Below are 26,641 nucleotides of genomic sequence, written 5' to 3'. Positions count from 1 at the left end.
CGCCGTGCGCCACGGCGCGCAATGCGGGACAATGGCGCTCCGCTCTTGTCGAAACATGCCCGTGACTACCGGCGAACACGATTCTCTCGATCCACAGGAATTCGGCCCCAGCCGCAGCCAGCGTCGTCGCGACGCCCTGGCCGTGCTGACGCTGGCCGAACAACTGGTCGGCCTGACACCCAATCGCCTCGCGCAGATCGAATTGCCCGACGATGTGCGTGCGGAAATCGCCAACGTGCGCAGCATCCGCGCGTACGGCGCACGCAAGCGGCAGATGGCGTACCTGGCCAAGCTGATGCGTCGTCACGACGAGGACGCCTTCGTGCCCGCGCTGGCGGCGCTGGGCGAGAACCGCGAGCGCAGCCGTCAGGAACATGCCGCCCTGCAACGTCTGGAAACGCTGCGCGAGCGCCTGATCGAGGACGACGAGGCGCTGTCGGCTCTGATCGCGGAACACCCGCAGGTCGATCGCCAGCATCTGCGCTCGCTGATCCGCCGCGCACGCAGCGAACGCGAGGCGAACAAGCCGCCGCGCGCCTTCCGCGACCTGTTCCGCACCCTGAAGGAACTGCTCGGCGACGCCTGACAACACCACGGCGCCGCGCACGCACGCGACGGCATGCACTGCACACGACCAAGCCGAGGCGCGGGGGCGTTTCCGCAACGCTCCACCCGCGCCCCAGCGACGTCATGCGGTTACAGTTGAGCGTTCAGCGCGCTCACGTCGATGCTGCCGAAACCACTGGCGTAATCCCAGCCCGTCGATGCCGACTCCGCGCCGTTGCTGCCGTTGACGATGTCGTGATAGACGCTCGTCGATACGGAATACAGGTGCGGACCGGCGAAGCCCAGCCCCGGATGCGAAGCCAGCATGCGCGCCCAGGTCGCCGCGAACAGCGGAGCGGCCAGGCTGGTGCCGCCATACTGCGCATTGCTGCCGTTGACGATGATGATCGAACCGGAATTCGGATCGGCATCGAAGGCCACGTCGGCCACGTCACGCATGCTGTCGCCCTGCGTCTGCCAACTCGGCTTCGGCTCGACCGTGCTCGGGCTGCCGCCGGCGTCCGACCACAGCGTCGCATCGACCCAGCCATTCGACGAGGAGGTGCCCACCGTGGTGCCGCTGACGGCGATCACGTAGGGCGAACTGGCCGGATAGCTCGGCGTGCTGCCGAACGGCAGGCTGCCCAGCCCGAGCGGCAGGCTCGCACACTCGTTGGCGCCGCTGTCGCCGGTGGAGATCGAGAATGTCTGGCCCTGCGCCACGCCCATCGCCAGAATCTGATCGTCGGCGGCCATCGAGCCGTCCTGATAGGCCGAGGTCTCGCACTCGCCCAGGGACACGTTCACCACCTGCGCCTGATCGTCGCTGACCGCCTTGTTGAAGGCCGCGGTCAGGTCGCTGTTGCTGAGCGAGGTAGCGGCGTAGAAGATCAGCTTGTTGACGCCGCCCGACATCGCCAGGATGTCCTGGCTGTCCAGATCCCACTCGGCCGTGCCGCTGGTGTCGGTGCCCTGCGCGCCGGGATACACGATCTGCACGTTCGGCGTCGCCAGACCGTGGCTGGCGACGAACTGGTTCAGATCCTGCAGCGTGGCGCTCATGTCGCCATCGGAGATGATGCCGACGTTGACCGAGGTAGCCGCGGGCGTGCTGCCTACATCGTAGATGGTCGGGAATTCGCTAGGGTCATGACCGGTCACGGTGCCGGACGGATGGCTTCCGCCGCCAAACAGGCCCTGCGTGCCCGCCTGACCTTGCAGCATGACGTGCGGCCGCGCCACCGTCTGCAGACCGATGACCGACAGCACCGAACCGGCGATGGACGACGGCACCTGCGCGGCACTCGTGTTGGCGAACGCGTGACGACCATGCGCGGTGGTCACGGAAACCAGCGAAGTATGGAAGGCGGACTGCGCACGCGCGGCGTCGCCGTCGGCCGACACCAGCATGCGGTTAGCCGACACGCTGATGTTGGTGAAGCCCTGGCCCTTCAGGTAATCCACCACCGACTGCACCTGCGCGGTGGTCGGGGCGAACTCGTCGATCACCTCCTGCGCGCTCATCGGCGCATGCGCCGTGGCGGCCAGCTTCTGCAACTCGGCCTGGTTGCGCGCTTTCAGCGCAATCGTCACGTGCACGGGCGTATCCAGCGCCGCCGCGCCATGCACTTCCATGTCCGACGCCAACGCGTGGGCACCGGTGGCCGTGGCGGCCCAATGGGCGGATCCGGCCCAGGCCGGCACGGCCGTCGTCAGCGCCAGCGCCGCGGTGACAGCGACATGCAACGAAAGACTCTTTCTGTTCATGAGACATCCCTCCAGAAAATTGGATCGCGACACGCTGAGGGACGCCCCCCTTTCCGGACGGACATCACGCCAGCACGCTGTCCCGGGTTCCCGTGGTGGCATCCATTGCCGACGCATCGCCATCGAAGGCGAAGATCGACCTGCCGGAACACCTCCGAACCTAGCAATCTTCACGGTGAGTACGGACACGATTTCGGCAAAAAACATCGCTCATGGCGAATCTCGCCGCGCGAACGCACGATGACGAACGGCATGGCCCGGCCTATCGCGCACCTCGCACGGCAAGGGCCTCATGCGTGCAAGCGCGATGCTCGGCGGCATGTCCCACTGCCGGATCGACAACAAACATCATGGCCTCCAGCACGAGGTCCTCTCACCGCATGCTGGACACGAAAAAGGGCGCGTGTCTCGCGACGCGCGCCCTTCGACTTTCCGCTGTTTCGACCGATTACAGGCTCGAATTCAACGCACTGACGTTGATGCTGCCGAAGCCGCTGGCGAAGTCCCAGCCGGCCGTAGCCGTCTCGCCGCCGTTGCTGCCCGACGTCACGTCGTGATAGACGCTGGTCGACACCGTGTACAGATGCGGACCGGCGAAGCCCAGTCCCGGATGCGAAGCCAACATGCGCGCCCAGGTCGCCGCGAACAGCGGAGCGGCCAGGCTGGTGCCGCCATACTGCGCATTGCTGCCGTTGACGATGATGATCGAACCGGAATTCGGATCGGCGTCGAAGGCCACGTCGGCGACGTCACGCATGCTGTCGCCCTGCGTCTGCCAGCTCGGCTTCGGCTCGACCGTGCTCGGGCTGCCGCCGGCGTCGGCCCACAGGGTCTCGTCGGCCCAGTTGCCCGAGGACGTGGTGCCCAGCGTGGTGCCGCTGACCGCGATCACGTTCGGCGAGCTGGCCGGATAGCTCGGCGTGGTGCCCTTCGGACCGCCGCCCGAGCATTCGTTGGAGCCGTTGTCGCCGGTGGAGATCGAGAATGTCTGGCCCTGCGCCACGCCCATCGCCAGAATCTGGTCGTCGGCGGCCATCGAACCGTCCTGGTAGGCATAGGTCTCGCATTCGCCCAGGGACACGTTCACCACCTGCGCCTGATCGTCGCTGACCGCCTTGTTGAAGGCCGCGGTCAGGTCGCTGTTGCTGAGCGAGGTGGCGGCGTAGAAGATCAGCTTGTTGACGCCGCCCGACATCGCCAGGATGTCCTGGCTGTCCAGATCCCACTCGGCCGTGCCGCTGGTGTCGGTGCCCTGCGCGCCGGGATACACGATCTGCACATTCGGCGTGGCCAGGCCATTGGTGGTCACGAACTGGTTGATGTCCTGCAGGGTGGCGCTCATGTCGCCGTCGGAAATGATGCCGACGTTGATCGAGGTCGCCGCCGGCGTGCTACCGACGTTGTAGATGGTCGGGAACGCAGTCGGGTTGTGACCGGTCACCGTACCGGTGCTGCCACCACCACTGCCCGGGCGACCCTTGAACATCACGTGCGGACGCGCGGCGGTCTGCAGACCGATCACCGACAGCACCGAACCGGCGATGGACGACGGCACCTGCGCGGCACTCGTGTTGGCGAACGCGTGACGGCCATGCGCGGTGGTCACGGAAACCAGCGAAGTGTGGAAGGCGGACTGCGCACGCGCAGCGTCGCCGTCGGCCGACACCAGCATGCGGTTAGCCGACACGCTGATGTTGGTGAAGCCCTGGCCCTTCAGGTAATCCACCACCGACTGCACCTGCGCGGTGGTCGGGGCAAACTCATTGATCACATCCTGAGCGCTCATTGGCGCATGCGCCGTGGCGGCCAGCTTCTGCAGCTCGGCCTGGTTGCGGGCCTTCAGCGCGATCGTCACGTGCACCGGGGTATCCAGCGCCGCCGCGCCGTGCACTTTCGCACCCGCCGCCAGCACATGGGCGTGGGTCGCCGTCGCAGCCCAGTGGGCGGATCCGGCCCAGGCCGGCACCACCGCGGTCAGCGCCAGCGCGGCGCCCATGGCCAAGCTCAACGAAGCTTTCTTCATACGCATGTAACACTCCTCCGGAATACTTTCGCAATACGAACGAATGACCCTTGCCCAGTAGAGGCAAAGGCTTGGATAGGCAGTGTCCGGGTCCCTTTGGAATCGTGCTCACTGGCGCAACGAGAACATCGCATCGCGATGTCGTATGCGCACCGGAACCTCACCCTGAAGCCGAAACTAGCATGCACTCAGGGGGAGGACGGGCACGTTTTCGGCAAAGATGCGACGCAGGCGCTCCTGCGCGTCATGCACGGATGGGTGGACGATACCGAAAGGGAGGCAGCCCCGAGCGAATCGCTTGGCTGCGAAAAATAAACATGTATTTCAATGCACTACAGAACAAAACGGCGATGACGTCGCCGTTGGCCATGATCAGGATGCGGTGCCGCCGACGGTCATCGCATCCACGCGCAGCGTCGGCTGACCGACGCCCACCGGCACGCCCTGGCCTTCCTTGCCGCACACACCGATGCCTTCGTCCAGGGCCAGATCGTTGCCGATCATGGACACGCGATGCAGCACCTCCGGGCCGGAGCCGATCAGCGTCGCGCCCTTGACCGGGCGCGTGACCTTGCCGTCCTCGATCAGGTAGGCCTCGGCGGCGGAGAACACGAACTTGCCGCTGGTGATGTCGACCTGGCCGCCGCCGAAATTCACCGCGTACAGACCGCGCTTGACCGAACGGATGATTTCCTCGGGATCGTGCGTGCCCGCGCGCATGTAGGTATTGGTCATGCGCGGCATCGGCAGATGCGCGAACGACTCGCGCCGCCCGTTGCCGGTCGGTGTCATGCCCATCAGGCGGGCGTTGAGCTTGTCCTGCATGTAGCCGACCAGGATGCCGTCCTCGATCAGCGGCGTGCAGTGGGTCGGCGTGCCCTCGTCGTCGACGCTGAGCGAGCCGCGGCGACCTTCCAGCGTGCCGTCGTCGACCACGGTCACGCCCGGCGCGGCCACGCGCTCGCCGATGCGCCCGGAGAACGCCGAGCTGCCCTTGCGGTTGAAGTCGCCTTCCAGACCGTGGCCGATAGCCTCGTGCAGCAGCACGCCCGGCCAGCCGGGTCCCAGCACGACCGGCATGCTGCCGGCCGGCGCGTCCACGGCATCCAGGTTGACCAGCGCCTGACGCACCGCCTCGGCGGCCCAATGGCGCGCCTTGCCGCTGTCCAGCAGACGACGGTAGTCGTAGCGTCCGCCGCCACCGGCCGAACCCTGTTCGCGGCGACCGTCCTGTTCGGCGATCACCTGCACATTCAGGCGTACCAGCGGGCGCACGTCCGCGGCCAGCGTACCGTCCGAAGCCGCCACCAGAATCGTGTCCACGGTACCGGCCAGGCTCACCACGACCTGACGCACGCGTGGATCGATGCTGCGCGCGTAGGCATCGACCTCGCGCAGCACGCGGATCTTCTCCTCGTTGGGCAGGCTGTCGATCGGATCGACCGCGGGATACAGCGCACGCGCCGAGCGCACGGCCAGCGGCTGACTCTGGCCGGACCCGCTGGATGCGATGGCCCGCGCGGAACCGGCCGCCTCCAGCAGCTGCGGCAGGACGATGTCGTCGGCGTAGGCGAAGCCGGTCTTCTCGCCGCTGATCGCACGCACGCCCACGCCCTGCTCGATGTTGTGGTTGCCGTCGCGAACGATGCCATCCTCCAGCAACCAGGACTCGCTGCGGGCATGCTGGAAATACAGATCGGCGGCATCCACCGAGGGACCCATCAGGCGCGCGAACACCCGTTCCAGATCGTTGACACCCAGACCGCCGGGCTTCAGCAGGCGATGTTCGGCGTGGGCCAGCGGGTGTTCCTGCGTCATGATGGATTCCATGCGTTCGGGTACATCGATCAGATGGGGGCGGCGCGGGCCGCATGAAAGGCCATTGTAGTTGGCGGAGACCTGTCGCCGTCCAGCCGTGGCTCAGACGGGTCTGCCGGCGGCGGTCGAACTCGTCGCCGGCGCCGCGGCGGAGGACGGCGTCGCGGGCCGCGGTGCGGAGCTAGTCGACGCCGGCATCGGCGGCATGGCGGGCGCCTGCGTGGAACCTGCCGGCGCGGGCGGCGAGGTCACCGCCTCAGGGCTCGGCACGTTCTTCTCCAGCAGCGTGATCTTCGGATGATCCCAGCTTCCGGTCAGGCTGTAGCGCGCGCTCGCGGCCTTGTTCAATCCGCGCCCCAGCAACCCCTGCACCGCGAGACCGGCGGCCGCGCCGACCGGCCCGCCGGCGAGCGCACCGACCACCGGCAAACTGTTGCCGATGTGCGGCACCACCAGGATGCGCTGGTCGTAGGTCTTGTCGCGCAGGTTGGTGGCGCCGGTGATGCTGATGTCGGCGGCCGAACCCTTCAGGCGCAGATCGTCGGTGCGCGCAAAGCCATCGGCCAGCTGGAAGCGACCCTTGATCGAATCGAAGCCGAAGCCCTTGCCGAACACGTCGCCGAAATCCAGCGACAGGCGGCGCGGCAGTTCCGTCAGCGCCATCAGGCCGAACAGGCGACCGACGCCCGGCTGTACTTCGGGGATGCGCCCCTTGCTGACTTCGACGTCGAGCGTGCCGTTCATGCGCTGCAACGCCAGCGAGGACGGCTCGCCCGGCCACGTCGCCTGCAAGTGCGCGCGCGTGCGCCCGCCCTCGAACAGCCCGCCGAAGCCCAGCGCCTTGAGCAGGCTGCCCAGGTTCTCGGCGCCGAAGTCGATGGTCATGCGGGTATGGCTATCGGTGGCGCTGCCGTTCCAGTCGCCGCTGGCCATGATCTGCACGTCGCTGTTGTGCGTGCGCAGCTGATCGATGTGCATGCCCTTGGCCGTGGGCCAGCTCTCGAAGCGTGCGTCGCCCAGGTGCGCCTGACCCAACCGCAGATCGCCGACCGATACGTGCAGCGGCGGCACCTCGGACGGCGCGATGCCGGTGTCGGAAAAATTCTCGCTGGGCGCACCGGCCCCGGCACTCGCCGCCGGGGCCGGTGCGGCCGCGCGCTCCTGCCGAAACTTGGCGTCGGCCGCGGCCGATTCATCGGGCCAGTACAGGCGATCCAGCCGTGCCAGCACGCCGCGCTTGGCCAGGTCGGTGGTCGGCAGCGTCAGGCTGCCCTTGGCCTGCGGACCGTCCAACTGCATCAGTATCTGCCCGGTCTGCGGTGTCAGGCGCAGGCGCAGATCGTCGAAGGTCGCGCCAAACACGTGCGCATGCGCGGCGCTGACATCGACACCGTCCAGCGAGGGTCCGCCGGTGCCGTCGCCGCCACGCGCGGCCAACGCCCGCTGCAACCAGCCGGAGACATCCAGCTCGTCGCCGTGACCGCTGACGCGGATGCCGCTGGTCGGCAGCGCCGTCGGCTGGGTTGTGCCGAGCGCCACGGCCAGCGCCAGCGGTCCGCCGTCGTCGGTCGGCAGTTTGGCCCAGGCCTGCACCTTGTCGCCGAGCGCCACGCGCAGGTCCCCGCCGCTGACCGGCAGCTGCAGCGAAAGATGCAGCGGAAGCGCATCCTGCGCCGGCTTGTTCAGCGGTGCGGGCAGTTTCAGGGCCACGCCCTGCAGCGACGAATCGATGTGCAGCGTCTGCTGCAGATCCTGCGCATCCGCGTGCGCGATGTCGAAGCCGATGGTGAAGTCGGCGTCGCCCTTGGCCACCTCGGTCAGCGCCTGCAGCGACGACCGCCCCTGCACCAGCGTGGCGATGTCGTAATGACCGCGCATGCTCACACTGACCGGACGCGCCGGATCGCCGGTAGCGCCGCTGCCGAGCGCGAGGTCCAGCTGCGAGGGCACGCCGTTGAACTGCGCCTGCAGGTTCTGTCCGCGCAGCCCGTGTCCGTCGAAGCGCAACGCGCCGGTCAGCTTGCCCAGGTGCAGGCCCCAGTCGGTATTGTCGACATCGACGCCGCGAATGCGCGCGCTGCCGGCCAGGGTGAAATCCTTGCTGTCCTTGAACGGCAGCACCAGGCTGAAATCGAAATCGCCGCTGCCGCCCAATTTGAGCTGGCGCAGCGCGGACGCCTGCTCGGCGGCGATCGGGCTGTTGCGGGCGAAATCCAGCATGCTCGCGCCCGTGCCGGCACCCTCGACGCTGAGCACCAGTTCGGCGTCGCTGAACTTCGGAATCGCGGCCACGGCCATGCTTGCCTTGTTGCCACGCGATTGACCGGCATCGGCGCGCACCAGCATGCCGTCGTCGACGAAACTGGCAATGGCGTGCACGCCCTCCGCTCGCGGCCAGTTCGGACTGTACTGCAGCACCAGATCGTTGATCTCGCCGCGCGCCTCGAAGCGACCTTCGTGCTGATGGAACGGCCAGTCCTTGAGATCGCCGCGCAGCAGGGCCTCGGCATGGGTCAGCTCGCCAGACACCAACGATCGATCCAGCCATTGCACGGTGCTGGCCGGCATCCCGTCGATCGGCCAGAACTGCTTGGCGGCGACCACGTCGGTCTTGCTCAGGGCCACGTACAGATTCATGAACGGCTTGCCGCCGGCATCCGGAATGCGCACCTGACCGCGTGCCTGACCGCCGAAGCCCGCGCCGCCGAAGCTCAGTTTGCCGGTGCCGATGTGCCAGGCATCGCCCGCCTGCCAAACCGCCACGTCGCCCTGCAGCTGCTGGAACGTCACCGGCTTGCGGAACGTGCCGGGCATGCGCAGCGTCGCGGCCTGATCCGGCAGTTCCAGCAACAGCGCCTCGGCATCGCCGAACAGCCGTCCATGCAGCGGCCCGATGCCGGGCTTGCCCAGCCCGGGATCCAGCGCGAGCTGCGAGAACGAGGCATCCACGGACTGCACGCCGCCGGAGGCGGTCCACTGCAGCGCCGCCCGATCCAGCGTCCCGCGCGGATGGGCGGCCAGCAGCCAGCGCGCCAGCGACGGCGGCAGCGACGGCGCCTGCGCCACCAGCGGCAGCAACGGCGCGAGATCGAGGTTGCGTGCGCGCGCGCGCACGCTGCGGTCCGACCCGGCGCCCTGCAGTTCCACCCACAACGCCGCGCCCTGCGGACCGGCGTAGCGCAACCGCAAACCGTCGCCCTGCCGTTGCAGACCGTACAGACCCTGCACGTGCGCCACCTGCGTGCGCCCGGCCGGGCCGTGCATGTCCACCCCGCTCAGATTCATGCGCGTGATCTGCTCGACCACGCGCGCCTGCTTCCACTGCAGCCACACTTGCAGGCTGCCGTGTCCGCCGTCGATGCCGTAACCGCCCAGTTCGATGCCGGAGGCCAGCTGGCCGAGATCGACCTGCTCGCCGTCGACATAGACGGTGCCACTGTCCGCGCCCAGGTCGAGACGACCGGCGACATTCAACCCATGCGTGACGCTGGGCCGACGCACGCGACCGGCGAAGCGCAGCACGTTGCCGCTGTTGCTGACCCGCAGCGCGTCGGCGCGCAGCTTCCAGTCCCGCTGCGTGCGCGCGTCGTGAATGTTCAGCTGCAGCCCCTGCAGCGTCAGGCTGCCCGGCAGCTGGCTGAGGTCGAGCTTCTGCTGCGCCGCGTCGCCGCCAGCCGCGCCGAAACCGGCCACGCTCCAGACGCCATCGGCGCTGCGATCCAGATCCAGCCGCACATCGACCAGGCGCAGGTTGACCAGGCTGCGTCGCGGAATCAGCAGCGCGCCGAAATCGAGTTTCACGTCGGCCACGGGCAGTCGCAGCGGCGCGCCATTCTGGCCGCCGATGCGCACATCGTGCAGCACCAGCAACGGACCGGACGGCTGCCAGTGCCCGTCCATCGAGGCAAACCGCACCGGCTGATGCAGACGGGCGCTGAGCATCGCGGCGACACGATCCGGGTAACGTGCCGCCAGCGGCAGCAGCACCTGCACCAGACCGATCAGCACGGCCAGCGCGATCAGCCCGACGCAGATCAGTCCACCGATGACGAAGCGCAGCCGGCGCAGACGTTGCCGCCAGGTCTTGTTCACCATGCACCCGCCTGCCGGATCGGGCGACAGCGGTTCAGCGACACGCGCTCAGAGCAGAACCACATCGAATCGTTCCTGCGCGTAGTGGTCCTCGGCCTGGAAGGTGATGGTCTTGCCGATGAATTCCTCCAGTTCGGCGACACCGACCGACTCTTCTTCCAGGATGCGGTCGACCACCACCGGACTGGCCAGCACCATCAGCTTCTCGGCGTCGAACTGGCGCACGGCGCGGGTGATCTCGCGGAAAATCTCGTAGGTCACCGTCTCCGGCGTCTTCAGCGTGCCGCGGCCGTCGCAAGCCGGACACGGTTCGCACAGCTGGTATTCCAGGCTCTTGGTGGTGCGCTTGCGCGTCATCTCCACCAGCCCCAGCGCCGACATCGGATACACCGTGGTCTTGGCGTGATCGCGCGCCAGGGCCTTCTCCAGCGTGCGCAGCACCTGCCGTTTGTGCTCTTCGTCGACCATGTCGATGAAGTCGATGATGATGATGCCGCCGAGATTGCGCAGCCGCAGCTGACGCGCCGCCGCCTGCGCGGCTTCCAGGTTGGTGCGGTAGACCGTCTCTTCCAGATTGCGCGAACCGAGGTAGGCGCCGGTGTTGACGTCGATGGTGGTCATCGCCTCGGTCTGATCGACCACCAGATGCCCGCCCGATTTCAGCGGCACCTCGCGGCGCAGCGCGCGCTGGATCTCGTCCTCGGCGCCGTACAGATCGAAGATCGGTCGTTCGCCGTCGTAGTGCTCGATGCGCTCGTCCAGTTCGGGCATGAACTTGTGCACGAACTTGCAGACCTTGTCGTAGGTCTCGCGCGAATCCACGCGTACCTTCTCGATGCCCTCGTGCAGCAGGTCGCGCAGCGCGCGCAGCGGCAGCGAGAGCTCCTCGTAGACGCGCTCGCCGACCTTGCTGCTGGCGATGTTCTCCTGCACCACGCGCCAGACCTTGCCCAGGTAGGTCACGTCGAAGGCCAGCGCGGTCGCCGACTGGCCTTCCGCATTGGTGCGCACGATGTAGCCCAGCGGGTCCTCGCCGATCAGGTCGCCGAGGATGTCCTTCAGGCGCTGGCGTTCGTCCTCGTCCTCGATCCGCACCGACACGCCCAGCGTCTTGGCGTAGGGCAGCAGCACCAGATAGCGCGACGGAATCGACAGGTGCGCGGACAGGCGCGCGCCCTTGCTGCTGATCGGGTCGCGGATGACCTGCACCACGATCTCCTGCCCTTCGTGCACCAGGCTGGAAATGGACGGCGCGCCACCGTTGCCGTTGTTCTGTGCGGGAACGCTGTCGCCGTTGCCCGCGGACACAGCGGGACGCACGATGTCCGAGGCGTGCAGGAACGCCGCGCGCTCCAGCCCGATATCCACGAACGCCGCCTGCATGCCGGGCATCACCCGCTGCACACGGCCCTTGTACACGTTGCCGACGTAGCCGCGGCGCGAAGCGCGCTCGAGGTATACCTCCTGCATCATGCCGTTTTCGACCACCGCCACCCGGGTCTCCCGGGGCGTGACGTTGATCAGGATTTCTTCACTCACCGACTGAACTCCCTCCGCGCTGCATCGTTATAGCCGGTGCGTGCGGAACCTGTCGACGCATGCGGCTCACCGGGGCCCGGTAGCGCGACGCGGCGCACGTGTCTCGTTGTATATGGACCTCGACGAAGGAAGCGCGGTTCCTGGGCGTGCACTCATGCATCGCCGGGCGCCCACAGTCCGGCCTCGCGCAACAGCATCGCGGTTTCGTGCAGAGGCAGGCCCATCACCGCCGAATAGCTGCCGGAAAGATGCTCGACGAAGGCCGCGGCGCGCCCCTGGATCGCGTAGCCGCCGGCCTTGCCGAACGATTCGCCGGTGCCGACGTAGGCGGCGATGTCGTCCTCGGACATGCGCGCCAGACGCACCTCGGACACGCACGTCGCCTCGCGCTCGAAGGCCGCCGCGCCCAGCAGCCAGACGCTGGAGATCACCCGATGCGTCGCACCGGCCAGCTTGCGCAGCATCGCGCAGGCCTGCGCCGCGTCCTGCGGCTTGCCGAACACTTCGTCGCCGAGCACGACCTCGGTGTCCGAGCCCAGCACCCAGGCGTCTTCCGCGTCGACCGTCTGCAGCCCCGCACGTGCCTTGTCGCGCGCCACGCGGCGCACGTAGGCCTCGGGCGATTCGCTTGCGGCGCGGCGTTCCGGCACGTCGACATCGACCACGCGGAACGCCGCGCCGATCTGTTCGAGCAATTGCCGACGACGCGGCGACTTGGAGGCGAGATAGAGCATCCGACCAGCATACTGAGCGCAGACCACGCGCGCCAGAAAGAAGCTGCTAATCTTCAGGGTGGGGAATAAAGAGAGGTCGAAGGGATGCGCATCCCGGAAAAAACCGTGCTGGCCGTGAGCGGCGTGCTGTTGCTGCTGTCCACCGTGCAGAACGCCGTCAGCGTGTTCGACGGCGCCACCATGTCGCAGATCCACACTCTGGCTGCCTCGCAGAAGCACGATGCGGGCGCTTTCGTGCTCGGCTACGAGAGCGGGCTGGGGCTGGTCATCCTGATCAAGCTGCTGTGCGGACTGGCGCTGCTCGGACTGCTGCTGCGGCGCGCCCGCGAAACGCGCCGCTGAGCGCCGCGCGCCGTTCAGGCGCGGTGGTAGGGGTGGCCCGCGGCGATCATCGCCGCGCGATACAGCTGTTCGACCAGCACCAGCCGCACCAGCATGTGCGGCAACGTCAGCGCGCCCAGCGACCAGCGCTGATCGGCACGTTCCAGCACGGCTGGCGCATGTCCGTCCGGGCCGCCGATCAGAAACGCCAGGTCGCGCCCGCTCATGCGCCAGTCGGACAGATGCCCAGCCAATTGCTCGCTGGACCAGACCTTGCCGCGACCGTCCAGCGCCACGACATGTGTGTCGCGCGGCAGCGCCGCCAGCACGGCCTTGGCCTCGTCGTCGATGGCGCGCTGCACGTCGCGCCCCTTGCCGCGCGCGCCGGGACGGATCTCGACCAACTCCAACGGCAATTCGTGCGAGAGTCGCTTGGCGTATTCGGCAAAGCCCTCGCTCACCCACGAGGGCATGCGCTCGCCGACGGACAGGATGCGTGTATGCATGGGCGCGTCACGGAAGCGGAAGAAAATCGGCGCGGACGCAGGACGCCCGATCCGATGCCGCGGCGTCGCGCGCCGCAGCCGTGGATGCACGCGCGACGCGAACAGCGTCGCCGTGCGTCTCGCTCAGTCGGCCTGGCGCTGGGCCTCGGGCGCGTCGTCATCCTCGATGCCGTCGCCGACGGTCCACAGGCGTTCCAGCCCGTAGAACTCGCGGATGCGCGGCAGCATGACGTGGATGATGATGTCGCCCAGATCGACCAGCACCCATTCGGCCTCGGCCTGTCCTTCCACGCCGAGCGGCAGCACGCCCGCCTGCTTGGCGAACTTGATGACCTCGTCGGCGATGGATTTGACGTGCCGGCTGGACGTGCCGGAAGCGATGATCAGCAGATCGGCGATGGAGGTCTTGCCGCGAACGTCGATCTCGATGACGTCCTTGGCCTTCAGGTCCTCCAGCGCGGCAACGACGCGGTTGCGCAGCAGCTGATCGGAGGGGTGGGCGGAAACGGTGGCTTGAGCGGATGGTTGGCTTGCAGACAAGTGGCATGCACCTCGGTCAGACGCGCCGGTCGGCGCGTTCGCCGGCAGTATAACGCCAGCCGCGCACCGTCGTGTTTCAATCGCGATAGACGTTCAGCAGCGCCGGATCGCGCAGCAGCGCCTGCGGCAGCAGGTAGCGCGGTTCGCGCCCGGCGGCCAGTTGCGCGCGCACCGCGCTGGCGGAGATGTCCAGCGCGGTGACGGGCACGTCGATGACGCGACCGTGCGCGGAGGCATGAATCTCCTCGCGACGGTCGGTGCGGCGCGCGCGCACCGCCTCGCGCAGCGTCTCGCTGCCGTCCGCACGCACGCCCGGCCGGGTCAGCACGCCGATGTGCGCCAGTTGGAACAGCTGCCGCCAGCGATCCCAGCGATCCAGGCCGGCGAAAGCGTCGGCGCCGACCAACAGCACCAGCGGCTGCGTCGACCCGAACTCGGCGCGCAGGTCGAGCAGCGTATCGACGCTGTAGGACGGCCCCTCGCGGTCCAGCTCACGGGTGTCCATGCGCAGCCGGTCCTGCCCTTCCAGCGCGGCGCGCAGCAGGGCCACGCGCTGCTCGGCGCTGGCGCGGGTCGGCGGTCGATGCGGCGGCACGCGGGCCGGCATCATGCGCACCTCGGCATCCAGGTACTCGGCCGCTTCCCACGCCGCGCGCAAATGACCCAGATGCACCGGATCGAAGGTGCCGCCGAAGATCGCGATCGGCTTCATGCGTCGGCCAGGCTGCGCGTACCGCGCGGATCGGCGATGCGCGCGACCAGGCGCTGGGTCTCGCGCCACGGATCGCCGCCTTCGCGGCCCTTGGTCATGCGGTCGATGCGCGCGGCCTGCGCCAGGCAGGACTGCCAGTGCTCGCGCGGGGCGCGGCGCAGCGCCTGACGGAACAGCTGCTCGCGCGCCTGCCACAGATGCTCGGCGCGGGCCTGCGCGGCGAAGTCGCTGGCCGCCGCCAGACGCAGGGCGATCTGCAGCTGACTGACCAGCCAGCCCAGCATCGGAATCAGCTCCTCGCCCTCGGCCTGCAGACCGCGCATCACGCGCAGCGCGCGCGGGGCATCGCCCCCGAAGGCCGCGTCGCTGAGTCGGAAGATGTCGTAACGGGCACTGTCGGCGACCAGGCTTTCCATGGTCGCGGCGTCCATGCGTCCGCCCTGATGCAGCAGCGCCAGCTTGTCGACTTCCTGCGCGGCGGCCAGCAGATTGCCCTCGACGCGCTCGGCCAGCAGCGCCAGCGCCGCCGGCTGGGCCTGGATGCCGTGCCGCGCCAGGCGCGCACCGATCCAGGACGGCATCTCCTGCGCACGCGGCGGCCAGAACACGACGTGCACGCCGGCCTTGTCCAGCGCCTTGGTCCAGGCGCCCTCGTGTTTCTTCGACCAGGTCACGCAGGTCACCAGCAGCACCGTGTCGGGCGGCAGGTCCTCGCAGAACGCGGTCAGCGCCTTGGCCCCGTCGCGCCCCGGCTTGCCGGTCGGCAGGCGCAGGTCGATCAGGCGACGGCTGGCGAACAGCGACATGCCGGCCGCGGCGCGCGCCAGATCGTCCCAGTCGAAGCCCGACTCGACGCTCAGCACCTCGCGCTCGGTGTAGCCCAGCTCGCGGGCGCGGGCGCGCAGGGCGTCGGCCGCTTCCAGCACCAGCATTTCCTCGCCGACCAGCAGGTAGACCGGCTGCAGGGCATCGGTCTTGAGCTGTTGCGGCCAGCGGGCGGCGGGAACGGGCATGGGCGGCGCGGGTCAGCCTGCCGTGGCGGACGAGGCCGCGGTTGCCGGCACGGCGGCACGCTCGGCGGCGGCGCGGAGATGGAACTGGATCGCCTGTACCGCGTCGCTGGTGAGGCTGTTGTGAATCTCCTCGGTCTGCGATTCGGTGCCGACCGGCTGCGTGGCGTCGTAGGTGAATTCGCGCGACAGCTCGATCCTCTGCAGCGGCACGATCGTCTTGCCCTGGCTGTCGACCACGTCGAAGCGGACTTGATAGCGCACCTCGTACTCGCCGACACGGGCACGGCCAGTGAAGGTCAGCGCGGTCTGACGGAAGCGCGCCACGGGCACGCGGAACTCGGCCACGCCCGGTCCGGACTGATCGACCAGGGTCGCGCCCGCGATCTCCAGCGTGCGCGCCAGTTCGCGTTGCAGATCGCCGCCGCCGTTGACGGTGAGGTGGATCTTTTCCATCCCCGGCGGCAGCTGCGCGCCGCGCCGCAGATGGAAGCCGCAGGCGCTCAGCAAAAGCGCCAGGCCGGCACACAGGGAAACACGCAACCAGCGCTTGTCCATCTTCATCCCACCACGATGTTGACGATTTTTCCGGGCACGACGATGACCTTGCGCACGGTCTTGCCCTCGGTGAAGGCTTGCACACCCGGCAGGTCCTGCGCCAGTCGCTCGATGTCCTCGCGCGGCGCATCGACGGCCACCTCGACGGTGCCGCGCAGTTTGCCGTTGACCTGCACGGCCAGCGTCACCGCGTCACGCTTGAGCGCGTCCTCGTCGACGGCGGGCCACGGCTGGTCCTCGATCAGCGTCTCGGCATGGCCCAGCAACTGCCACAGCGCGTGGCTGGTATGCGGCGTGATCGGGTTCAGCAGCAGCACCATGGTCTGCAGCACCTCGTGCCGCACCGCCCGACCCTGGTCGCTCATGTCGCCGAACTTGCCGACGTGATTGAGCAGTTCCATCAGCGCGGCGATGGCGGTGTTGAAACTCTGCCGGCGGCCGTAGTCGTCGCCGACCTTGCGGATGGTCTCGTGCAGCTGCCGGCGCAGGTCTTTCTGCGCGCCGTCCAGCGCGGCCGGATCGACCTCGGGATGATCCGGCTGCGCCACGTGGGTGGCCACTTCGCGCCAGAACCGGCGCAGGAAGCGCGCCATGCCCTCGACGCCCGCCTCGTTCCATTCCAGCGACTGCTCGGGCGGCGCGGCGAACATCGAGAACAGACGCACGGTATCGGCGCCGTACTTGTCGATCATCACCTGCGGATCGACGCCGTTGTTCTTCGACTTGGACATCTTCTCGGTGCCGCCGATGCGCACCGGCCGGCCGTCGGCGGCCAGCACCGCACCGGTCACGTGCCCTTTCTCATCGCGCTGGACCGCCACCTCGGCCGGATTGAACCAGTGCCTGGAACCGTCGTCCTGCTCGCGATAGAAGGTGTCGGCCACGACCATGCCCTGGCACAGCAGGCGCGTGGCCGGCTCGTCCGACGTCACCAGCCCCGCGTCGCGCAGAAGCTTGTGATAGAAGCGGAAATACAGCAGGTGCAGGATCGCGTGCTCGATGCCGCCGATGTACTGATCGACCGGCAGCCAGTAGTCGGCACGCCCGTCAACCTGGGTGGCCGCGCCCGGACTGGTGTAGCGCGCGTAGTACCAGCTCGACTCCATGAAGGTGTCGAAGGTGTCGGTCTCGCGCTCGGCCGGTCCGCCGCACTTCGGGCAGGTGGTCTTGCGCCACTCCGGGTCGGCCTTGATCGGCGACTTCACGCCGGTGAAGGCCACGTCCTCGGGCAGCACCACCGGCAGTTGGTCCTCGGGCACCGGCACGGCATCGCAGGTCGGGCAGTACACGATCGGGATCGGGCAGCCCCAGTAGCGCTGGCGGCTGACGCCCCAGTCGCGCAGACGCCAGTTGACCTTGCGCGCGCCGCGACCGTCGGCCTCCAGCTTCGCGGCGATGGCGTCGAACGCGCCCTGGAAGTCCAGGCCGTCGAAGTCGCCGGAGTTGACCAGCGTGCCGTACTCGGTGAACGCCGCCTCGTTGAGCACGCGATGCTCGAAGGACTCCACCACGCGCACCGCGGTGTTGGCGTCGTAGGCATCGGTATGCGTGCCCCGCAGCGCATTGCGCAGCGGATCGGCGCCGACGCCGGCGGCCAGATCGTGCTGCAGTTCCCTCAGCGCATCGACCACGCCGGCGTCGACCACCACCATCTTGATCGGCAGGCCGTACTGCTGCGCGAACTCGTGATCGCGCTCGTCATGGCCCGGCACCGCCATCACCGCGCCGGTGCCGTAGCCCATCAGTACGAAGTTGGCGACCCAGATCGGCAGCGTCTCGCCGGTCAGCGGATGCACGACCTCCAGGCCGGTGTCCATGCCGCGCTTTTCCTGCGTCTCCAGCTCGGCCTCGGACGTGCCGCCCTGGCGGCAGGTCTCGATGAATTCGGCCAGCTTGGCGTTGTCCTTCGCCGCCTGCATCGCCAGCGGATGCTCGGCGGCGACGGCGACGTAGGTCGCGCCCATCAACGTGTCCGGGCGCGTGGTGAACACGGTCAGCGAGACATCGCTGTCGGCCACGTCGAAACGGATTTCCAGGCCTTCGGAACGGCCGATCCAGTTGCGCTGCATGGTCTTGACCGCGTCGGGCCAGCCCGGCAGCGTGTCCAGTCCGTCGAGAAGTTCCTGCGCGTAGTCGGTGATCTTCAGGAACCACTGCGGAATCTCGCGCTTCTCGACCAGCGCGCCGGTGCGCCAGCCGCGACCGTCGATGACCTGCTCGTTGGCCAGCACGGTCTGATCGACCGGGTCCCAGTTCACCACCGAGTTCTTGCGGTAGGCCAGGCCCTTCTCGAACAGGCGCACGAACATGCGCTGCTCGTGCACGTAGTAGTCCGGATCGCAGGTGGCGAACTCGCGCGACCAGTCGTAGGCGAAGCCCATGCGCGCGAACTGGCCGCGCATGTGTTCGATATTCGAGCGCGTCCACTTGGCCGGCGCGGTGTTGTGCTTGATCGCGGCGTTCTCGGCCGGCAGGCCGAAGGCGTCCCAGCCCATCGGCTGCAGCACGTTGCGGCCCTGCATGCGCTGGAAACGGCTGATGACGTCGCCGATGGTGTAGTTGCGCACGTGCCCCATGTGCAGCGCGCCGGACGGGTACGGCAGCATCGAGAGGCAGTAGAACTTCGGCTTCGACGCATCCTCGCGCACCTCGAAGGCGTGCGTGCGTTTCCAGAAATCCTGAGCGGCGGTTTCCACCGTCCGCGGTTCGTAGGTGTCGGACATACCGTTGATCTTCGAAAAAGGCGATGCGCAGCGGGCCTGCGACAGGACCGTGCAGCGTACCGCAGCGCCCGGAGAGCGCCAAGCCTGCCGATGCGCAGGCTTGTGGCCGCTGAATCGCTCTCGGTAGGGTGTGACACAGATCCATCGCGCGAGGGGGCGGCACACAAGACCGCCGGGGGTAGACATGCAGGCCATCGAGACACGGGATTTGTCACGCCGCTTCGCCGGCGGATACGGCGTGCAGACGCTGGACCTGGCGGTGCCGCAGGGGGCGATCTACGGTTTCCTCGGACCCAACGGCGCCGGCAAGACCACCTCGATCCGCCTGCTGCTCGGCCTGCTGCGGTCGCAGCGCGGCGCGATCCGCCTGTTCGGCGAAACCCTGACGCGCGCCGACCGCCGCGCGCTGCGCCATGTCGGCGCGATGGTCGAATCGCCTTCGCTGTACCCGCACCTCAGCGCGCGCGAGAACCTGGACGTGGGCCGCCGCCTGCTCGGCCTGCCGCGCACGCGCATCGACGCCGTGCTGGACATCGTCGACCTGCGCAGCGAAGCCGAGCGCCGCGTCAGCGCCTACTCCATGGGCATGCGTCAGCGACTCGGCATCGCCCAGGCCCTGCTCGGCGAACCGCGCCTGCTGCTGCTCGACGAACCGACCAACGGCCTCGACCCGGCCGGCATCGTCGCCATGCGCGGCTTCATCCAGCGCATGGCGCGCGAACTCGGGCTGACGGTGTTCCTGTCCAGTCACCTGCTGGGCGAGGTCGAGCAGATCGCCACCCATGTCGGCGTGATCGATCACGGCCGGCTGCTGTTCCAGGGGCCGCAGTCCGCGCTGCGCGCGCACTACGGCGAGCGCCTGGAGATCGGCTGCACGGACGGTCCGCGCGCCTGCGTCGAACTGCAGGCCGACGGCGAAGCCGCCACGCTCGACGCGAACGGACGGGTGCTGATCGCCGACCCGCGCCGGCCCGACCACGACATCAACCGCCTGCTGGTCGAACGCGGCCATGCCGTCCACCATGTCGCCCGCAGCCGGCGCTCGCTGGAGACGCTGTTTCTGGAACTCACCGCCGACCGCGAGGACGCCGCATGAACGCTCTGCTGCGCGCGCTGCACGCCGAAACGCTCAAGCTGCGTCACACCCTGGCGCTGTGGATGGTGCTGCTGGCACCGCTGGCCATCGCACTGCTGATGGTGCTGGAAATCCTCACCGTGCAGGCACGTGGCGGGCATGCGACCGGCAAGGCCAGCGACCCGGTCCAGGCCTGGTACAACCTGGGCCGCGCGCTGTTCTCGCTGTGGACACTACTGATGCTGCCGCTGTTCGTGACGCTGCAGGCGGCGCTGCTGGCCGGCCTGGAGCACGGCAACCGGCAGTGGAAGCATTTGCTGGCGATGCCGACGCCACGCGTCGTGCACTACCTCGCCAAGCTGCTGATCCTGGCCGGCATGGTGATCGCGGCGGAACTGATCCTGCTGGCGCTGACGCCGCTGGCGGGCTGGCTGCTCGCGCTGCTCTCGCCGGATGCCGGCATGCACGGCATGCCGCACCTGGGACGCCTGCTGCCGCCGGTCGCCGCCAGCCTCGCCGCCAGCGCCCTGATGGTGGCGATCCAGGGCTGGGTGGCGCTGCGCTGGCGTAGCTTCACCGTCGCCGTCGCGGTCGGCATCGTGGCGACCATCGCCGGCTTCATCATCGGTCAGTCGGCGCGCTTCGGCACCTGGTTCCCGTGGACGCTGCCGATCCAGGCCTTCGCCGGCACGGGTCAGCACGCCACGCTCGCCGCGCTGCTCGGCGTCGGCGGCGGCCTCATGTTCACGGCGCTGGCGCTGCTGGACCTGTTGCTGCTCGACAGCGACTGAGCGCCGCTGCATCGCCCTAGCGCGGGCAGCTCGGCGTATCGCCCGCGACCATCGATCGCACCACGTCGGCGATGCGCTCGGACAGCGCCGCCAGCGCCTGCTGGTGACCGTGCACCAGCGCGGCATAACCGTCGCCGACCGGCTCCTTGATCGTGCTGGCACAGCTCATCGTCGACCCGCCCGCTCCCTTCGCTCCATGCTCGCGCACGCTCCAGGCGGCGTCGATCTGCGCGTACTGACCGGCCACCGACTCGAAGCGGCGCACGTCGAGCTTGATGCGGAAAACGGTGCCCGTGTCGGCCTGCGGCAAACCGTAGACATCCACGGCGCCGAGATCGCGACCGAGCCGATCGGACACCGCCGCGCGGATCTGGTCCCCCAGCGGACCGATCCACTGCTCGCCTTCCAGCAGCGCCACGCGATCGTCGCTCTGCCGCACCACCAGTTGCGGCTGGTCGACCTGGGCCGGAATCGTCACCGGCAGCACCGCGATGCGGTAGGCCGCCGCCGGCGCAGACGCCGATGTCGTCGTCTGCGGCAGCAAAGTGAAGAACTGCGTCGGCGCCGAGGCGCAGGCGGTCAGCGCCAGCACCAGAACGGCCGGAACCATTGAACGCAAGCGTGAACTCATGGCTGCTTCTCCTTGCTCGCCGGCGCGGGCGGCGCTTCTGGCGGCGGCGCGTTGTTGCGTTTGCCGCGCAGCAACGCCTCGGGATGACGTCCCAGATAATCGGTCAGCACGCGCAGCGAACGTGCGGCGCGTTGCACCTGCAACAGCGTCTGCCCTAGGTTCTGCTGCAGCGGCGAGTCGCCGGACAGGCTGCCGTCCAGCGAACGCAGCGTCGTCTGTGCCTGCTTCAGAGTTTCGCTCGCCTGCGGCGCCAGCTTGCCGTTGAGCTGCTTGAGCAGCGCATCAATGCCCTGCAGGCTCTGATCCAGATGCTGGCCGATGCGGTCGAACGGTACCTTGTCCAGACGGTCGGCGATGTGCGCCACCTGCTCCTGGATGCGGTCGAAACTGCCCGGCACGGTGGGCACGCGCAACGGCCGCTGCTTGGGATCGAGTTCCTGGTGCGGATCGTTGGGGAAGAAGTCCAGCGCCACGTACAGCTGCCCGGTCAGCAGATTGCCGCTGCGCAGCTGCGCGCGCAGTCCGTGCTTGATCAGCACGGCCAGCCCCAGCCCCGGATTCTTCTCGTAGGCATCGCCGATGCGCTTGGCGAACTGCTCGTGCGCGCGGCCCAGGCGCTGCGGATAGATCACCGCGGTGACGTCGACCGGGAAACGCTTCTTCACCGGATCGTACTCGACGCTGATGCGCTTGACCTCGCCGATCGAGATGCCCTCGAAATCGACCGTCGCGCCCTTGGCCAGACCGCGCACCGACTGATGGAAGCGCATGTGCAGCCACAACGGCGGTCCGTCCGGCGGCTGCATGGCCTTGTCGCGGCTGTCGAACAGTTCAAAATGCGTGCTCGCCGTGGCGCGCTTGTCGTTGCGCACGTAATCCGGCGCCTGGAAGGCGATGCCGCCGGCCACCACGGTCGCCAGCGACTCGGTGTTGACCTTCAGCCCGCCCGCATCGACCGCGACGTTCACGCCGCTGGCGTTCCAGAACCGAGTCTGGTCGGTGACGTAGCGGTCGTAGGGTGCATCGACGAATACCTGCAGCTGCACGCCCTTGCCATCCTCGTCGAGCCGGTAGCTGACCACGCGTCCAACCTGGATGCGGCGGAAATACACCGGCGAACCGATGTCCAGCGAACCCAGGTCGTCGCTGTCGAGCGTGAAGGTGCTGCCCGGCTCGCCGTGGGTCAGCGGCGGCGGCGTTTCCAGGCCCTTGAATCGCCTGCGTTCCTCGTGACGATCGCCGCTCTCGGTATCGGCGCCGATGTACGCGCCGGAGAACAGCGTGCTGAGTCCGGACACGCCGCCCAACCCGACGCGCGGCCGCACCACCCAGAACCGGCTGCCGTCGCTGGCGAAATAGTCGTAGCGTTTTTCCAGGTCCACGCGCACCAGCACGGTGCCGCGGTCCTTGCTCAGCGCCACGGTGTGCACCTTGCCGATCACCACGTTCTTGAACTTGACCTGGGTCTTGCCGGGCTCGATGCCCTCGGCCGTCTTGAAGCTGATGGTGATGGTCGGGCCTTCCGACATCAGCGCATGCACGACCAGCGACAGGCCGACCACCGCCGCCACCACCGGCACCAGCCAGATCAGCGGTAGCTGCCAGCGCCTGCGCCGCGCGATCTGCGGCGCGGGCAGGTCGTTGGTGTCCCCGTGCGACTCGCGCTCAGTCATGCTCGACTTCCTCTGCTTTCCCGTCGTCCACGGACTCGGCGTGGTCCCAGATGAGCCGCGGATCGAAACTCATCGAGGCCAGCATGGTAAGCACAACCACCAGTCCGAAGTACACCACGCCCGGCCCCGGATCGACCTGGGTGAGCTGGAACCGCACCAGCGCCACCAGCAGGGTGACCACGAACACGTCGAGCATCGACCAGTAGCCGATGCCCTCCACCAGGCGAAAAAGGTGGGCGCGGCCGCGCGCGCGCCAGGCCTTGCGTCGCTGCACGCTGATCAGCAGCACCAGCAACGCCGCGAACTTCATCAGCGGGACCATGATCGACGCCACGAACACGATCACCGCCAGGTCCCATGAACCGGCGCGCCACAGTTCGGCGACGCCGCTGAGGATGGTGTTGCTCTCGCTGCCGAACAGCGAGCCGGTGCGCATGATCGGCAGCAGGTTGGCGGGGATGTACAGAATCATCGCCGCCAGCAGCAGCGCCCAGGTGCGCGCCAGGCTGTCCGGCTTGCGCCGATGCAGACGCGCGCCGCAGCGTGAGCAGCAGATGTCGCCCTGTACGTGGCGACACAGCTGACCGCAGCAATGGCAGGCCACGATGCCCAGTTCGCTTGCGGTGGAAATGCGCGGTTCGCTCATCCGCAGCACTCCCGCTTCAACAGCCAGATGCGGCGCACGTCGAACGAGGCCACCAGCGCCAGCAACACGGTCAGCGCGGCGAAGGCCCAGATGCCCGGCTGCAGGATCACCTCGAAGATGTCGCCCACCTTCACCACCGCCACCAGCGTGCCGAGCATGAACACCTCGACCATGCTCCACGGACGGATCGCGTGCAGCACGCGCATGATGGGAATGAAGCCCGGCGGCAACCGCCCGGCGCGCAGGAACCCCAGCACCCAGCCGAACAGCAGCACCTGCAGCATCGGGAAGAAGAACAGCATCAGCGCCGCCAGCACCGACACCACGCCAACGCCGTCGTTCCAGGTCGCGACGATGGCCTGCCACAACGTCGCCGAACTGGCGTGGCCGTTGAGTTCCAGCGTCACGATCGGCCAGACGTTGGCGATGAAGAACGTGATCGCCGCCGCCAGCGCCAGCGCGAACATGCTGTCCAGGCTGAGCCACGGGCGTCGGTACAGCACCGCCTGACAGCGCACGCAGCGCGCCACTTCGCCGCGCGCGAGTTCGTGCTTGCGATGCACCGCATCGCAATGTTCGCAAATCACCAGACTGTGGGCGGACGGCTCCATGAGCGCCGATTATCCATCAAGCGCGCGCGTCACGCTGAGCGCAAGCCGAACGCCGACTCGCGCCGCATGCGGCCTTGATTTGCCGCCGATCGCCCCGACCTGATGCAGCATCACTTCATCCCGGAGCTCCCGTGAGCACGAACGCACACGTTTTCGACGTCACCCCGGAAAACTTCGAGAGCGACGTCCTGCAGGCGTCCATGCAGACCCCGATCCTGATCGACTTCTGGGCCACCTGGTGCGCGCCCTGCAAGGCGCTCGGCCCGCTGCTGGAGAAACTCGCCGCGGAATACAACGGCGCGTTCCGCTTGGCCAAGATCGACGTCGACGCCAACCAGGAGCTGGCCGGCATGTTCGGCATCCGCAGCGTGCCCACCGTGGCGCTGCTGATCGACGGCCGCCCGGTCGACGGCTTCGCCGGCGCGCTGCCGGAAGGCCAGCTGCGCGAATTCCTGGCCAAGCACGTCGAGCCGGCCTCGCTGATCGAGACGCCGGACAACATGCAGGATGCAGTGGAGGACACCGCGACCGAATCCGCCGCCGACGCCGTGCAGCGCATCCGCGCCGAGATGGCCGCGCGCCCGGACGACGAAAGCCTGAAGCTCGACCTGGCCCTGGCGCAGCTGCGCGCCGGCGACTTCGAGGCGGCACGCAGCGCGCTCGACGCCCTGCCCGCCAACCTCGCCACCGACGACCGCGCGGCGCGTTTGCGCGGCCAGTTGCAGCTGGCCGAGGCGCTCGACGAGGCGCCGGATGCCGACACGCTGCGCCAGCGCATCGAACGCGATGCCGACGACTGGGCCGCGCGCGACCTGCTCGGCGTGCGCCTGGTGCTGAGCGATGCACCGGCGGAGGGGCTGGACCAGTTCCTGCACATCCTGCGTCACCAGCGCGACTGGAACGAAGGCCTCGCGCGCCAGCGCCTGCTCGCCGCGTTCCAGATCCTCGACGACGCGGCGCTGGTGGGCGACTACCGTCGACGCATGGCCTCGACCCTGTTCTGAACCGGTGCCGGGCGACCCTGCGCTCGCCCGAACGCATTCTCGAATGTTGTCTCATGGGTGCGCGGCGCGCGGCGCATGCGCTCCGTCGCCCATGCGGCGCGCTGGCCGGCTCGACATCTGGACAGGATGACAATCGACCATACGCGAAGGTATGGTTGGCATACCCTCCACCGCACGACCACTGCACATGCGCGCCCGCACGCTTCGCCGTCTGCTCAATCTCTGGCCGCCGTTCCTGTGCAACGGCATCCGCGTGCGCGCCATCGAAGCGGACTGGAGCGAGGCGCGGGTGACGTTGAAGCTGCGTCCGTGGAACCGCAACTACGTCGGCACCCAGTTCGGCGGCAACCTGTTCTCGATGACCGACCCGTTCTGGATGCTGCTGACGATGCAGCGTCTGGGCAAGGACTACTACGTGTGGGACAAGGCCGGCGCCATCGACTTCGTCGCGCCCGGCCGCACCAACGTGCACGCGCACTTCCGGCTGACGCAGGCGATGGTCGATGACCTGCGCAGCGCCGCCGCGGACGGCGGCAAGGTGCTGCGCTGGTTCGACATCGACGTCGTCGACGATGCCGGTGAACTGGTGGCGCGCGTGCGCAAGCAGCTGTACGTGCGCCGCAAGCCGCATGCGCGCAACGCCGCGGATGCCGTCCAAGCGACGTCGCCCGACGCCTAATCGCGAAGGAAACCTTCCAGCTCATCCAGCGCCTGCCGCGCGCGCTGCACGCTGGTGCCGGCCGCGCGAGCCTCGATCCGCGCGCCGTAGCCATGCCGCCGCGCGAACCATACGGCCATCGCCAGCAGACCGACGCTGACCAGCACGCTCGACACCGCCCACCACATCAGGCCCGGTCCCCAGGCATGGAAACCGGTCGTCGCCAGCGCGCAGATCAGGCCCGGCACCCAGATGAAACTGCCGACCACCGCATGCACGGGCGACTCCACGCGCACGCGCCACTGCCGCAGGTCGGCCAGCTGACGCTGTATCGTCGCCACTGGCGCGCCGTAGTCGATCCGCCGCAGCAGCGCCAGCACGCGCGCCGACGTCATCACCAGCAGCAGGCCAAAGCCCTGCATTAGCAGGCCGCTGATCAGCAGCAGAAACGCGCCGCGATGCGCCACCCAGAAACCGACCGCCCAGGTCGCCAGCAGCACGCCGAGCAGCAGTTGCAGGGACTGACCCCAGACCAGCGGGCGCAGACCTCGATGCAACTTGTCGATGCGACTTTCGCGGAACAACTGCAGTTGCAGGGTGCGCTGCTGCGCGAGCTGCCGGTCGAACATCTGCCAGGCCATCTTCATGTCATTGGTGTCCACG

Annotated in this window: 23 protein-coding genes; 6 read left to right on the top strand and 17 right to left on the bottom strand. The window is 68.3% G+C overall.

Annotation, left to right across the window (positions count from 1 at the left end; all coding sequences use genetic code 11):
• Positions 1-55 precede the first annotated feature (55 nt).
• Positions 56-586, top strand: coding sequence for a ribosome biogenesis factor YjgA (gene yjgA, locus LF63_RS05040; RefSeq protein WP_043100062.1), 531 nt, complete (start codon positions 56-58; stop codon positions 584-586).
• A 110-nt stretch (positions 587-696) separates the two neighbouring features.
• On the opposite strand, the gene LF63_RS05035 is transcribed toward yjgA, so the two are convergent.
• From LF63_RS05035 to LF63_RS05010, 6 genes are all read right to left on the bottom strand, one after another.
• Positions 697-2,313, bottom strand: a complete 1,617-nt coding sequence (locus LF63_RS05035) for a S53 family peptidase (protein ID WP_081945099.1) — start codon at positions 2,311-2,313, stop codon at positions 697-699.
• Between the two features lie 448 nt (positions 2,314-2,761).
• Positions 2,762-4,342, bottom strand: a complete 1,581-nt coding sequence (locus LF63_RS05030; RefSeq protein WP_081945098.1) for a S53 family peptidase — start codon at positions 4,340-4,342, stop codon at positions 2,762-2,764.
• Between the two features lie 366 nt (positions 4,343-4,708).
• Positions 4,709-6,154 (bottom strand): metalloprotease TldD, encoded by a 1,446-nt coding sequence (gene tldD / locus LF63_RS05025; RefSeq protein WP_043103202.1) that lies wholly within the window; start codon positions 6,152-6,154, stop codon positions 4,709-4,711.
• 102 nt (positions 6,155-6,256) lie between these two features.
• Positions 6,257-10,249, bottom strand: a complete 3,993-nt coding sequence (locus LF63_RS05020) for a YhdP family protein (protein ID WP_081945097.1) — start codon at positions 10,247-10,249, stop codon at positions 6,257-6,259.
• Between the two features lie 45 nt (positions 10,250-10,294).
• On the bottom strand, positions 10,295-11,785 hold the full coding sequence (gene rng, locus LF63_RS05015; RefSeq protein ID WP_043100059.1) for a ribonuclease G: 1,491 nt from the start codon (positions 11,783-11,785) through the stop codon (positions 10,295-10,297).
• A gap of 152 nt (positions 11,786-11,937) precedes the next feature.
• Positions 11,938-12,519, bottom strand: coding sequence for a Maf family protein (locus tag LF63_RS05010; RefSeq protein WP_043100058.1), 582 nt, complete (start codon positions 12,517-12,519; stop codon positions 11,938-11,940).
• A gap of 105 nt (positions 12,520-12,624) precedes the next feature.
• Here LF63_RS05010 and LF63_RS05005 point away from each other — a divergent pair, with 105 nt between their 5' ends.
• Entirely contained in the window at positions 12,625-12,861 is a 237-nt protein-coding gene (locus tag LF63_RS05005; protein WP_152569251.1) for a hypothetical protein, read from the top strand.
• Between the two features lie 14 nt (positions 12,862-12,875).
• Here the strand turns inward: LF63_RS05005 and rlmH are convergent, their stop codons facing one another.
• The 6 genes from rlmH to leuS all read right to left on the bottom strand — a co-directional run bounded on the left by rlmH (position 12,876) and on the right by leuS (position 18,889).
• A complete protein-coding gene (gene rlmH, locus LF63_RS05000; protein WP_043100055.1) occupies positions 12,876-13,346 on the bottom strand; it encodes a 23S rRNA (pseudouridine(1915)-N(3))-methyltransferase RlmH in 471 nt (156 codons plus the stop codon).
• Positions 13,347-13,469: 123 nt separating this feature from the next.
• On the bottom strand, positions 13,470-13,886 hold the full coding sequence (gene rsfS, locus LF63_RS04995; protein ID WP_200877533.1) for a ribosome silencing factor: 417 nt from the start codon (positions 13,884-13,886) through the stop codon (positions 13,470-13,472).
• Positions 13,887-13,962: 76 nt separating this feature from the next.
• Positions 13,963-14,598: a nicotinate-nucleotide adenylyltransferase gene (gene nadD, locus LF63_RS04990; protein WP_043100053.1), complete on the bottom strand. Its 636-nt coding sequence runs from the start codon at positions 14,596-14,598 to the stop codon at positions 13,963-13,965.
• A complete protein-coding gene (gene holA, locus LF63_RS04985) occupies positions 14,595-15,611 on the bottom strand; it encodes a DNA polymerase III subunit delta (RefSeq protein WP_043100051.1) in 1,017 nt (338 codons plus the stop codon). The genes nadD and holA overlap by 4 nt, the downstream gene beginning before the upstream one ends.
• A gap of 12 nt (positions 15,612-15,623) precedes the next feature.
• Positions 15,624-16,166 carry an LPS-assembly lipoprotein LptE gene (locus LF63_RS04980; protein WP_235205269.1) on the bottom strand — a complete coding sequence of 181 codons (543 nt, stop codon included), beginning with the start codon at positions 16,164-16,166 and terminating at the stop codon, positions 15,624-15,626.
• Between the two features lie 2 nt (positions 16,167-16,168).
• The gene (gene leuS / locus LF63_RS04975) at positions 16,169-18,889 is read right to left on the bottom strand and encodes a leucine--tRNA ligase (protein WP_043100047.1); all 2,721 of its coding nucleotides are present in this window, start codon (positions 18,887-18,889) and stop codon (positions 16,169-16,171) included.
• Between the two features lie 238 nt (positions 18,890-19,127).
• Between leuS and LF63_RS04970 the strand changes: the two genes are divergently transcribed.
• Both LF63_RS04970 and LF63_RS04965 read left to right on the top strand, forming a co-directional pair.
• A complete protein-coding gene (locus tag LF63_RS04970) occupies positions 19,128-19,985 on the top strand; it encodes an ATP-binding cassette domain-containing protein (protein ID WP_235205268.1) in 858 nt (285 codons plus the stop codon).
• Positions 19,982-20,755, top strand: coding sequence for an ABC transporter permease (locus LF63_RS04965; protein WP_043100042.1), 774 nt, complete (start codon positions 19,982-19,984; stop codon positions 20,753-20,755). The genes LF63_RS04970 and LF63_RS04965 overlap by 4 nt, the downstream gene beginning before the upstream one ends.
• A gap of 16 nt (positions 20,756-20,771) precedes the next feature.
• On the opposite strand, the gene LF63_RS04960 is transcribed toward LF63_RS04965, so the two are convergent.
• Genes LF63_RS04960 through LF63_RS04945 form a run of 4 tightly spaced genes read right to left on the bottom strand, consistent with a single transcriptional unit; the run spans position 20,772 to position 24,316 of the window.
• Positions 20,772-21,386: a PqiC family protein gene (locus LF63_RS04960; protein WP_052394711.1), complete on the bottom strand. Its 615-nt coding sequence runs from the start codon at positions 21,384-21,386 to the stop codon at positions 20,772-20,774.
• Complete coding sequence (locus tag LF63_RS04955) at positions 21,383-23,059, bottom strand: PqiB family protein (protein ID WP_043100039.1); 1,677 nt, start codon at positions 23,057-23,059, stop codon at positions 21,383-21,385. The genes LF63_RS04960 and LF63_RS04955 overlap by 4 nt, the downstream gene beginning before the upstream one ends.
• The gene (locus LF63_RS04950; RefSeq protein WP_043100038.1) at positions 23,052-23,705 is read right to left on the bottom strand and encodes a paraquat-inducible protein A; all 654 of its coding nucleotides are present in this window, start codon (positions 23,703-23,705) and stop codon (positions 23,052-23,054) included. The genes LF63_RS04955 and LF63_RS04950 overlap by 8 nt, the downstream gene beginning before the upstream one ends.
• Entirely contained in the window at positions 23,702-24,316 is a 615-nt protein-coding gene (locus LF63_RS04945; protein ID WP_043100037.1) for a paraquat-inducible protein A, read from the bottom strand. Before LF63_RS04945 ends, LF63_RS04950 begins: the two co-directional genes overlap by 4 nt.
• Positions 24,317-24,447: 131 nt before the next feature.
• Here LF63_RS04945 and trxA point away from each other — a divergent pair, with 131 nt between their 5' ends.
• On the top strand, positions 24,448-25,320 hold the full coding sequence (gene trxA, locus LF63_RS04940) for a thioredoxin (protein WP_043100036.1): 873 nt from the start codon (positions 24,448-24,450) through the stop codon (positions 25,318-25,320).
• A 187-nt stretch (positions 25,321-25,507) separates the two neighbouring features.
• Positions 25,508-25,999, top strand: a complete 492-nt coding sequence (locus LF63_RS04935; protein WP_052394709.1) for a DUF4442 domain-containing protein — start codon at positions 25,508-25,510, stop codon at positions 25,997-25,999.
• Here the strand turns inward: LF63_RS04935 and LF63_RS04930 are convergent.
• A complete protein-coding gene (locus LF63_RS04930; protein ID WP_043103194.1) occupies positions 25,996-26,640 on the bottom strand; it encodes a hypothetical protein in 645 nt (214 codons plus the stop codon). The two genes, LF63_RS04935 and LF63_RS04930, sit on opposite strands and share 4 nt — an antisense overlap.
• Between the last annotated feature and the right edge of the window lies 1 nt (position 26,641).

The organism is Oleiagrimonas soli, from assembly GCF_000761445.1.
Classification (GTDB): Bacteria; Pseudomonadota; Gammaproteobacteria; order Xanthomonadales; family Rhodanobacteraceae; genus Oleiagrimonas; species Oleiagrimonas soli.
Note: the sequence above shows the minus strand (reverse complement) of the source record. Positions and strands in the feature narration are given on the sequence as shown.